This window comes from Oerskovia sp. NPDC057915, assembly GCF_042887685.1.
Lineage (GTDB): Bacteria > Actinomycetota > Actinomycetes > Actinomycetales > Cellulomonadaceae > Oerskovia.
Window position 1 is genome coordinate 124,277 of the sequence record NZ_JBHVOS010000011.1, and the last position, 10,373, is coordinate 134,649.

Consider the following 10,373-nt stretch of genomic DNA (forward strand, 5'->3'; position numbering starts at 1 on the left):
ACGTCCCTGTGCGTCTCAAGATGACTCTCGTGCGCCACGACGGCACGAGCGACGACATCGTCGTCACCGCCGACGCCGGCAGCACTGTCGGCGACGTCGCCCGCGCGATCGCCGTGCGCGACCCCCGCAACATGGGGTCATTGGTCGACGTCCCCCCGCTCACCCTGCGCGCCCAGCTCCCCGCGCAGGAGCAGTCGGTCGTCCTCGACCCCGACGTCCCGATCGCGGAGGCGTGGCTCGGGTCCGGGGCCGTCGTGCACCTCCTCGACGCGGCCCGCGCCGCCAGCACGATGCAGGACGTCCAGAACGTGCTGGCCCGCGTCCGGGTCGTGGCCGGTCCGGACGCCGGGCTGCAGCGCGACCTCGTCGCGGGGCGCTACGTCGTGGGACGGGAGCCAGGGTGCGACCTCGTCCTGTCCGACCCCCTCGTCTCGAAGAAGCACGCCCGGATCGACGCGTCCGACCGGACCGAGGTCGTCGACCTCGGCTCGGCCAACGGCATCGTGGTCGACGGCGGTCTGGTCACCCGGCTGCGCGTCGACCGGCAGCAGACCCTCGTGCTCGGCGACACCGTCGTCGTGGTCGACCCGCTCGGCAGCGCCGCCGGCGGTCCGGTCGCAGGTCCCGTCCCGTTCAACCGCTCGCCCAAGGTCGAGCCGCGCTACGCGGGGGAGAAGTTCACGGCGCCCAGCGCCAACCGTGAGGAGGAGCCCCAGACCTTCCCGGCGCTGGCCCTCGTCGCCCCGGTGGTGATGGGCCTCCTGATGTTCTTCATCACGCAGCGCCCGACCGCGCTCCTGTTCATCCTCATGAGCCCGCTCATGCTCGTCGGCAGCTACGTGACCGAGCGTCAGCGGCGCCGTCGTCGCCTGGAGCGGGACGTCAAGAGGTTCGACGAGCGGCTCGAGGGCCTGCGGTCCGCGCTGCGCGACGAGGAGGTCGCGGAACGGTCCGCACGGCTCCAGGAGGCGCCGGCGACCCCGCTCACGCTGGCCGAGGGGCTGCGTCGCGGACCGCTGCTGTGGACGCGCCGCCCCGAGCACTGGTCCTTCCTCAACGTGCGGCTCGGGCTCGGCTCGATGCCCTCGCGCAACGAGGTCGAGACGCCGGGGCGCGGTGAGATGGTCCCCGAGCTCCAGGGGCGCCTCGACGAGCTGGTCGACCGGCACGAGCTCGTCTCGGGCGTCCCCGTCGTCGAGAACCTGCACGACGCGGGCGCGCTGGGGCTGGCCGGGGCCAAGAACCTCGTGGAGCCCGTGGTCAACTCCGTGCTCGTCCAGCTCACGGTGCTGCACTCGCCCACCGACCTCGTGGTCTGCTCCCTCGTGACGCCGACGTGGTCGCGCTCGCTCGAGTGGCTCAAGTGGATGCCGCACACCTCGGCGTCGACGAGCCCGATCGAGGGCAACCACCTCGCCGACAGCGCCAGCAGCGGTGCCGTGCTCCTCGCTCAGCTCGAGGAGCTGATCCGGACCCGGCTCAAGAGCCAGCGCGCGACGCGTCGAGGCGCCGCCCGGACCCGCGACGCCGCGCTCGAGCGCGGGGCGAGCGTCGGCGAGGGAGGTGGCGGACCCGTCGAGGGGACGAGCTCGCCCCTGCCCGCGGTCGTGGTCCTCGTGTCGTCCGAGGTCGACGTGGACCGTGCACGGCTCGCGCAGCTCGCGGAGACGGGGCCCGACGCCGGGGTGTTCCCCGTGTGGGTCGCCGACAGCGTCCGGGGCCTGCCGGCCGCGTGCCGCACCTACGTCGAGGTCGGCCCCGACCGCACCTCGGTGGGCATGGTCCGGCTCGGCCTGTCGGTCGACGACGTCGTGCTCGAGACCGTCGACGCGGCCGACGCGGTCGAGTACGGCCGTCGCATGGCACCGGTGTTCGACGCGGGGGTCGTCGACGAGGACGCGAGCGACCTGCCTCGCAGCGTCTCCCTGCTGACGCTCCTCGGTCCCGACATGGCGACGTCCGGCGAGGCCGTGATCGACCGCTGGAACCAGAACCTCTCGATCACCGACCGCACGCCGGGTGCCGTCCCGAGGCGTCGCCGCGCCGGGGGGCTGCGGGCGCTCGTCGGCTCGGCCGGGTCCGAGGCGATGCAGCTCGACCTGCGCACGCACGGCCCGCACGCCCTCGTGGGAGGGACGACCGGTTCGGGCAAGAGCGAGTTCCTCCAGGCGTGGGTGCTCGGCATGGCGGCCGAGTACAGCCCGGACCGGGTCACGTTCCTGTTCGTGGACTACAAGGGCGGCTCCGCGTTCGCGGACTGCGTCCAGCTCCCGCACTGCGTAGGCCTCGTGACCGACCTGTCGCAGCACCTCGTGCGGCGCGCCCTCACCAGCCTGCGGGCCGAGCTCCACCACCGCGAGCACCTGTTCAACCGCAAGAAGGCCAAGGACATCCTCGAGCTCGAGAAGCGGGGCGACCCCGACGCGCCGCCGGCCCTGGTGATCGTCATCGACGAGTTCGCGGCGCTCGTCTCCGACGTGCCCGACTTCGTGGACGGCGTCGTCGACATCGCGCAGCGCGGGCGCTCGCTCGGGATCCACCTCATCATGGCCACCCAGCGGCCGGCGGGCGTCATCCGCGACAACCTGCGCGCGAACACGAACCTTCGCGTCGCCCTGCGGATGGCCGACGAGTCCGACTCGTCCGACGTCGTCGGGACCCCCGAGGCGGCCCACTTCGATCCCGGGCTCCCGGGACGCGGGCTGGCCAAGACGGGGCCCGGCAGGGTGCGCCCGTTCCAGTCGGCCTACGCAGGAGGCTGGACCTCGGACGAGGCGCAGCCGCTGCGCATCGAGGTCGCGGCGCTGCGGTTCGGCGGCGAGATCCGCTGGGACGCGCCGCAGCCCGCGGTCGTGCCCGAGGAGACGGACCTCGGCCCCAACGACCAGCAGCGCCTCGTGGCGTGCATCGGGGCGGCGAGCCGGCACGCCGAGATCCCTAGCCCGCGTCGCCCCTGGCTCGACTCGCTCGCCGGGGTCTACGACCTCGCCCGCCTGCGTCAGCGCACCGACACCGAGCTGCTGATCGGCGTCGCCGACCTGCCCGAGGTGCAGGCCCAGCGGTCGACGTACTTCCGCCCGGATACCGACGGGCACCTCGCCGTGTACGGCACGGGTGGCGCGGGCAAGAGCACCGCGCTGCGCACGCTGGGCATCGCGGCGGGGATCACCCCCCGGGGCGGAGCGGTCCAGGTCTACGGCCTCGACTTCGCGGGCGGCAGCCTGCGCATGCTCGAGTCCCTGCCGCACGTCGGGTCCGTGATCATGGGCGACGACGTCGAGCGCGTCGTCCGCCTGCTCCGCATGCTGCGCGCCGAGCTCGACCGCCGCGGCCCGCTCTTCGCCGACGCCTCCGCGTCGAGCGTCACCGAGTTCCGGGCGCTCACCGGCCGGACGGACGTGGCGCGCATCCTCGTGCTCGTCGACGGCTTCGGCGCGTTCCGCGACGACTTCGAGCAGGGTGCCGGCCGGGCCGTGTGGTTCGACGTGTTCCGTGACGTGCTCGCCGAAGGACGACAGCTCGGCATCCACGTGGCACTCACGGCAGACCGCGCGGGCGCCGTGCCGACCGCGGTCCGCTCGGCCGTGCAGCGCAACGTCGTGCTCCGCCTCTCGGACGACGGGTACGGGCTGCTCGACGTGCCCGGCGACGTGCTCACCCCGTCGTCACCGCCCGGCCGCGCGGTGGTCGACGGTGCGGAGACCCAGGTCGCGGTCATCGGCGGGACGACCTCGGCCGCCGAGCAAGCACGTTCCTGCGTGCGGCTGGGCGACTCGATGCGCAAGGCCGGTGTGCTCCAGGCGCCGAGGATCGGTGCGCTCCCGCAGGAGTACACGGCCGACGTGCTGCCGGACGACGTCGACGGGCAGCCCGTGCTGGGGATCGGCGACGAGACGCTCGACGCCCTCGGGTGGGCACCCGAGGGGACGTTCCTCGTGTCGGGGCCGGTCGGCAGCGGTCGGACGACGGCGCTCGCGGCGCTCGCGAGGTCGCTGGTCCGGGCCGCCCCGAAGACCCGGATCGTCCTCGCGGCGCATCCCGGGTCCTCGCTGGTGTCGGCGGTGCCCTGGGACCGGGTCGCGCAGAGCGTCGACGAGGTCGTGGCCCTCGCCCAGGACGTCTTCGAGGACCTGGCGGCGGGCCCCGTGGCCGTCTTCGTCGAGGGGGTCGACGAGTACCTTCAGTCACCGGCGGACGCACCGCTCGTCGCGCTCATGAAGGCGGCCCAGCGGGGCTCGTGCCTCGTGGTCGCGGAGGCCGAGTCCTCCCGGTGGGGCTCGCCGTGGCCCTTGCTCGCCGAGATGAAGAACGGGCGCCGTGGGCTGTTGCTGCAGCCCGAGTCGCTCGAGGGCGACTCGTTGCTCAAGACCTCCCTGCCGAGGGTCTCCCGTGCGGAGTTCCCTCCTGGCCGGGGCTACTACATCGCGCGCGGCAGCACCACCCGGGTACAGGTCCCGATGGGCTGACGCACGCGTGGGGAGTTCTCCCCATATCCCTGCGACCGCACCTTCGGTACGGTTGCGACGACAACGGGCCGCGAGGCCGATGATGGATCAAGAGAGCGGGAATCGACATGGCGAACGTCAACGTCACCTACAGCGAGATGCGGGACGCAGCGGGCCGTCTGGAGATCGGCAAGGGGCACCTCGACGAGATCCTCGCGGATCTGATGAAGCAGGTCACGGCCCTCGTGTCGTCCGGCTTCGTGACGGACCAGGCCTCGACGCAGTTCATGGCCTCCTACGACCAGTTCAACCTCGGCGCGAAGAACGCGGTCGAGGGACTCGTCGAGATGCACACGTTCCTCGCGCGCGCCGCGGACTCGATGGAGGAGCTCGACGCGCGTCTCGGCTCCGCGATCGCCCGGTGACGACTGCTGGACCTTCGGACGGCCGCCCCGACGTCGGGGCGGCCGTCCTGCCGTATCGGGAGTCGGGCGGCGGGTACGGCCGGGCGGCGAGGTGGGTCGCGGTGCCGACGGCCGTCGCGTTCCTCGTGGACACCGTGGTCCGTGGCTGGTGGGACGCCCTCGTGTGGCCCATGATCGGCGTGATCGTCGGCTTCTTCGTGCTGCTGACGGTCTACTCCACCCGGCGGTACCAGAAGATCGTCGTCGACCGCACGGGTCTGCGTGCGGGCAGGGACCACTTCCCCGCCGCCGCGATCGACCCGAGCGTGGTTGCGCACGTCGCCGCTCAGGGGCCGCTCCACGAGGGCGAGCGCCTGCCGGACGGCACCACGGTCGTCGGGGGCAAGCTCGTCGGCGGGGCCTACGCGCCCACCCTGGGCGCCGGGATCCTCCGGCTGCGCCTCACGGACGGAAGCTGGATCCGAGTGCAGTGCAGCAAGCCGCAGCAGGTCGCCGCAGCCCTCCAGGTCTGCCTCGCGGGTGCGGCCGGCGCGGAGGTCTGAGCGACGCAGGGCCGACTGTCAGGTGCCGGCCCCCCACCAGCAGAGCGCCGCCGCCCAGACGAGCAGCGCCTCGTCGTCCGCGGTGAGGTCTCGGACGGTGAGCATGCGCTGACGGTCCTCGGTGCGGATCGACGCGAGCTCCTCGGGGCCGCGCCAGACGCGCGCGGCGCTCTCTCGGCCGGGGTAGAGGTCGAGAAGGTCCGTGAGCACGGGGGCGGCGCGGAGCGCGCCGCGAGGCACGACCTCGCGGTGGTGGTCCTTCCGAGCGCCCGCCACGACGGCTGCGACCGGTGTCCCGTCCGCGAGCGACACCTCGCGCACGGTCCTGTCGTCGCGCCGCCGGTCGACGGGCGTGCTGCGCAGGAGCACGTGCCCGTCGGGGTCGAGCAGCTCGACGGTGTGCGGGTCGTCGCTGCTGCCGGCGTGCTGTCCGACGAGACCTTCGACAGCCAGGTCCAGGAGGCCGGAGGCGATCTCCCCCCCGCGGAGCGGAGCACGGGGAGAACGGCGGACCAGACATCCCGGGGAGCTCTCACCGACCAGGAAGACTCGCCCGGTCCATCCCCGCTGACCGACGTCCCCCCGCGCCTCTGCGACGGCAACCTCGAACGAGCGGGGGAGGAGCGCGGCGACCTCGGCCTGGCTGCGGTGCAGAGGATGCTCGGGCGCGGCGGGGACGCCGACGGCGGGCGCAGGTGGCCCGAAGAGCGCGCCCGGTGCGCGCAGCCGCCGCCCGAGACCGCGCACGCTCGCACCAGCGGTCTCGACGTTCGCGCGGGCCGACTCGACCCCGGCGAGCGCCGCGCGGCCCCGTTCGCGCAAGGCTCCCGGCACGAGCGCGTCGATCCGTGGGACCCGCCGCGCGTCAGGTCGACGAGCGGCGTCCCCAGCGCCGGTCGCAGTCTCGGCGGAGGTCTCCCGTGCGTCGCCCTGCGGCTGCGGGAGCACGCCGCCGGTCTCGTCGTGGTGGGTCACGGGAGCCAGGCTACCGTCGACGGCTGCTGTGACGGCTGCCGTGACGGTGCCGTGCGGGGAGTTGTCCCCATGGTGGGGCACGGGCAGCATCTGGCACCATGGCGTCGCGCGGTGGAGAGCCGTGCGGACGAGAGGACATGACGATGACGCTTCGCGTCGACACCGAGGCGATCGATGCGGCAGCGATCTCGCTCGGAACCACCGCGGGGACGCTGGGGGACCTGGCAGGCGACATCGCGCAGCAGGCAGGGGCGGCCTCGGCTGCGGGTGGCCAGCCGCACGTCGTCGCGGGCGCGAGCGAGTTCGGTGACTACTGGGGCGCTGGTCTCGGCGCCGTGGCGGTGGCGCTGGGTGAGCTCGCGACGCAGTTCGGCGACGCTGCCGCGGCCTACGCCGAGCAGGACCGGGTGCTGGCCGAGGGTGCGAGGGAGCTCCGATGACCTACTTCGTCGACGCACCTGCGCCGTCGGCGCCCCGGCTCGCTGCGGTCGACGGTGACCCGGAGGGGCTGCGTACCGCCGCGCGCGGACTCGACACGGTGCACGACGGACTCGGCGACTCGCTGCGGGCGCTGCGGGCCCGCGCCCGCGCGCTCGGCGACGACTGGGTCGGGGTCGCCGGCGAGGCGGCACCCGTCGCGGTGGAGGGCGTCGCCCTGCTCGTCGAGAACGTGCAGGGGGCGATGAGCACGGGAGCCGGAGCGCTGCGGACCTACGCCGACGCGCTCGAGACTGCGCGTGCGACGGTCGCCTCGGCGCAAGGGTTCGCCGACGACGCGGCCACGTCGTGCGCGTCGACGTTGCGGACGATCGACACGACCGCCAGCCCGGACATGGCCTTCTACACCGGTCAGCAGCGGCAGGCGGCGATCTGGGACGCGCAGGTGGCGTTCCAGGCGCAGAGCGCCGCCGCGGACCGGGCTCGGGAGACGCTCGAGGCCGCGGCTCTCGCGTGCCGCCGCGCGCTCGAGGACACCCGGTCGGTGCTGGTGCGGGGACACCGCGAGTCGTTCGAGGACTACGTCAACGGCATCGTCGCCAACGGTCTGGGGCGGCTGCCGGGGATGGCCGGGCACGAGGGCACCCTCGGGTCGGCCGTGTGGGCTGCGACGACGGTCGGTGGGGTCGCCTACTCGGGCTTCTACACGGCGAAGTACGGCGCGGCGCTGTGGATGCACTGGGCCAGCGGCAAGCTGCTGACCCAGAACTCCGTGTCGAGCCTGATCGTCAAGGCGCTGAGCCCGCGGCTCGATGCTCTCGGGCTCCGTCTGGGGGTTGGGGCAGGCCTCGGGGCGAACACGTTCGGCGGGCTCAACGCCTTCGGGCGGGTCATGTTCGGCACGTCCGGCGTGACGGGGTCCGCCGGCGGGCTGACTCCGTGGGCAGCGGGTCGAGCGGCCGCGGCGGCCGCCGACACCGGTGCCTTGCGCGCGGGCCTCAGTGCGGGCGCGAAGGCCTCGGGCGTCCTGCGCGGCCTGGGTGTGGTCGGCGCCGTCGGCGCGACCGGCATGAGCTTCGTGAACGTGGCCTCGCAGGGCAACCCGATCGACGCGTTCAAGGAGAACGGCATCGACTACGTCGCGGACGTCGCGGAGCTCGGTTTCAACGTGAGCCTCACGGCTGCGATGATCGCCCCCAACCCCGTGACGATCGGCGCCGCCGTCATCACGGGGGCGATCTACGGCACGACCGAGATCATCGCCCACTGGGACGAGATCGAGGACCTCGCCGCGAACGGCGCGGAGATGGTCGCCGACGGATGGAACGCCACGACCGAGGTCGTGGGCGACGCGGTGGACGCCGGCGTCGAGAAGGCAAAGGAGTTCGGCTCGTGGCTCAACCCGTTCGACTGACCGAGGGGCTGCCCGCGGCGATGGATCGTCGTCGTCGGCGCTTCCTGCTCTTCCCCGACCACCTCGCGGTCCTGGGCCAGCTGGCCCAGGAGGGCGTGGTGGAGGAGGGGCTGGAGGTCGCCGTCGACGCGTTGCGCGAGGCCGGCGTGATCGCCGCCGACGGCACGATCGACCCGGCGGCCGCGGAGCTCGCCAAGGCGCTGGGGGGCAGCTCGCTCCTCGTCGACGTCGAGACGAGCAGCGACGACGGGATCGTCTACCACGGGCTCGCGTTCGCGGCGGTCGACGGCGTCGCGGTGTGCTGGGCGCGCTCGGGCTGGCCCGGGACTGCTCAGGCCGAGTACCTGCCGGTCGACGTCGGCATGGTCGTGCCGTGGATCGCCACGACGGTCGGGCTCGGGCGGGAGGGTGTGGCCGGTGACGGCTCCCTGCCCGACGTCCTCGCCACGACGGTCGGCGCGCTGGGCACGTCCGACGGCACCGAGGCGTCCGACCAGGCAGGGGACGCCGGCAAGGTCCTCGACGCTGCCAGGGTCACGTGGCGCGTGACGGTCCACGGGCCCGGCCGGTCGACGGTCCGCGCGCTCGCGGTCGTCGACGCGGCCGAGCACGGCCTCTGGGAGCGGGTCGCGCCGGCCGAGCCGTTCGGGCTCGACGTCCCGGATCCCGCGACGCCCGTGGTCCTCGAACGGCGGAGCCCCGGCGACGTCTGGCGTGCCCTCGTGGGCCTGCTGCAGGACGTGGGCGAGGTCGCGGCGTCCTGACGGACTGCGGGGCCCGGACCGTCAGGGCGCGTGGCCGCCTAGACTGTCCGGGCCCTGTGGACCCCCGAAGAGGAGTGACCGTGCCGTCGACCCTGCAGTTCCCGAGCGAGCAGTTCCCTGCCTATCCCGGGGTGAGCCTCGACCAGCCGGACGGCTGGCAGCCGCTCCCCGAGGTGGGCCTCCCGCTCGCGCTCGCGAAGGACGCCGACGGCGGGGAGTTCCGCGCGAACGTCATCACGGTCCTCAACCGGGTCCGGGCCGAGCACACGCTCGAGCAGGCGACCGGCGAGGTCGTCGCGCGGCTGACCGCGCTGCCCCAGTACAAGGAGCTCGGCCGGTCGGAGATCGAGGTCCAGGGGCACGCCGGGTTCCGGATCGAGGGGATCTTCGCCGAGCCGACCCTCGGAGCGCTCGTCCAGGCGGTGCGGATCGTGCTCGTCGACCGCGGACCGGTCAAGGACCTGGTCCAGGTGACCGGGTCGTGCACGGGGGCGCAGATGCCGGGCACGCTGCCGGAGATCCGCGCGATCCAGGACAGCCTGCGCATCGCCCTGTGAACCGGGCAGTGGCGGCGGACGCCGTGCCGCTCGACGACGTGGTGGCAGCGCTGCTGGGTCTCGAGTCCGACGACCTGCCGTACTCGGCATCCGTCGAGGAGTGGAAGCACGGCGCCCAGGTCACGCTGACCTGGACGGGCTGGGAGGACCGGTGGCGATCGCTGCTCGGGGCAGGGCAGACAGCCAGGTCGTACCGGCTCGTGGTGCGGCTCGATGCTCGACGCGCGGTCTATCGGTTCACGGAGATCAGCGGGAGGTCCCGCAGGAGCGTGGCCGCCTCGCCGGCCGGTGTCCACGCCGAGACGCGCTGGGACGGACACCGCGGCAAGACCTTCGGTGCGCGGTCCGGGAGCGTCGTGGTCGCGCAGCGGGTGACCTCGTCGGGGGACCGGACCTACGAGGTCACGCACGTCGCTGCCGTGTCGGCGAGCCCGTCGACCATCAAGGTCCCTGTCTTCTCGACGCTCCGGGCTCTCGGGTGGCGGCCTCGCGTCGACAACCGCTTCGTGCGACTCTTCGAGCGCTGAGGCTCGTCACCGGGTCACGCCGCCCGTCCACGTAACATTCGGCCGGATCATGAGACGGCATTCCACCAGGCGAGATTCGCTGTCAGTGTGAAGGTTCACCTCAGTCGTACAATCGAGTGGTTCTCCCGTTGGCGGCCGCGGACTCACCCGGACAGCCCGCGTGACCGGTCCGCCCACGTCCTGCGGGCCGACCTCCCCTCCTCGACCGGAAGGCGTTCTTTCCTGTGAGCAGCTCTCGTCCGTTGCGTGTCGCCGTTGTTGGCGCTGGTCCTGCTGGTATCTATGC

General features: G+C 73.3%; 9 protein-coding genes. 8 read left to right on the forward strand and 1 reads right to left on the reverse strand.

Annotation, left to right across the window (positions count from 1 at the left end; all coding sequences use genetic code 11):
* Positions 1-8 precede the first annotated feature (8 nt).
* The 3 genes from ACFVQ3_RS09525 (at position 9) to ACFVQ3_RS09535 (ending at position 5,412) form a co-directional block, all read left to right on the forward strand.
* Positions 9-4,466 carry an FtsK/SpoIIIE domain-containing protein gene (locus ACFVQ3_RS09525; protein WP_387637948.1) on the forward strand — a complete coding sequence of 1,486 codons (4,458 nt, stop codon included), beginning with the start codon at positions 9-11 and terminating at the stop codon, positions 4,464-4,466.
* Positions 4,467-4,573: 107 nt separating this feature from the next.
* Entirely contained in the window at positions 4,574-4,870 is a 297-nt protein-coding gene (locus tag ACFVQ3_RS09530) for a WXG100 family type VII secretion target (RefSeq protein ID WP_030151988.1), read from the forward strand.
* On the forward strand, positions 4,867-5,412 hold the full coding sequence (locus tag ACFVQ3_RS09535) for a hypothetical protein (protein WP_387637951.1): 546 nt from the start codon (positions 4,867-4,869) through the stop codon (positions 5,410-5,412). Before ACFVQ3_RS09530 ends, ACFVQ3_RS09535 begins: the two co-directional genes overlap by 4 nt.
* 18 nt (positions 5,413-5,430) lie before the next feature.
* Here the strand turns inward: ACFVQ3_RS09535 and ACFVQ3_RS09540 are convergent, their stop codons facing one another.
* The gene (locus ACFVQ3_RS09540) at positions 5,431-6,387 is read right to left on the reverse strand and encodes a hypothetical protein (RefSeq protein ID WP_387637954.1); all 957 of its coding nucleotides are present in this window, start codon (positions 6,385-6,387) and stop codon (positions 5,431-5,433) included.
* Between the two features lie 137 nt (positions 6,388-6,524).
* Here ACFVQ3_RS09540 and ACFVQ3_RS09545 point away from each other — a divergent pair, with 137 nt between their 5' ends.
* From ACFVQ3_RS09545 to ACFVQ3_RS09565, 5 genes are all read left to right on the forward strand, one after another.
* Positions 6,525-6,827, forward strand: a complete 303-nt coding sequence (locus ACFVQ3_RS09545; RefSeq protein WP_387637956.1) for a hypothetical protein — start codon at positions 6,525-6,527, stop codon at positions 6,825-6,827.
* Complete coding sequence (locus tag ACFVQ3_RS09550) at positions 6,824-8,239, forward strand: hypothetical protein (RefSeq protein WP_387637959.1); 1,416 nt, start codon at positions 6,824-6,826, stop codon at positions 8,237-8,239. Before ACFVQ3_RS09545 ends, ACFVQ3_RS09550 begins: the two co-directional genes overlap by 4 nt.
* Positions 8,218-9,003 carry a hypothetical protein gene (locus tag ACFVQ3_RS09555; protein ID WP_387637961.1) on the forward strand — a complete coding sequence of 262 codons (786 nt, stop codon included), beginning with the start codon at positions 8,218-8,220 and terminating at the stop codon, positions 9,001-9,003. The genes ACFVQ3_RS09550 and ACFVQ3_RS09555 overlap by 22 nt, the downstream gene beginning before the upstream one ends.
* An 80-nt stretch (positions 9,004-9,083) precedes the next feature.
* Positions 9,084-9,560, forward strand: coding sequence for an LpqN/LpqT family lipoprotein (locus ACFVQ3_RS09560; protein WP_387637963.1), 477 nt, complete (start codon positions 9,084-9,086; stop codon positions 9,558-9,560).
* The gene (locus ACFVQ3_RS09565) at positions 9,557-10,087 is read left to right on the forward strand and encodes a hypothetical protein (protein WP_387637966.1); all 531 of its coding nucleotides are present in this window, start codon (positions 9,557-9,559) and stop codon (positions 10,085-10,087) included. Before ACFVQ3_RS09560 ends, ACFVQ3_RS09565 begins: the two co-directional genes overlap by 4 nt.
* Positions 10,088-10,373: the final 286 nt, after the last annotated feature.

What these genes read in the sequence shown, in the direction of transcription:
- ACFVQ3_RS09530 (WP_030151988.1), top strand. Translation starts at nt 4,574, where the DNA reads ATGGCGAACGTCAACGTCACCTACAGCGAGATGCGGGACGCAGCGGGC.
- ACFVQ3_RS09545 (WP_387637956.1), top strand. Translation starts at nt 6,525, where the DNA reads ATGACGATGACGCTTCGCGTCGACACCGAGGCGATCGATGCGGCAGCG.
- ACFVQ3_RS09550 (WP_387637959.1), top strand. Translation starts at nt 6,824, where the DNA reads ATGACCTACTTCGTCGACGCACCTGCGCCGTCGGCGCCCCGGCTCGCT.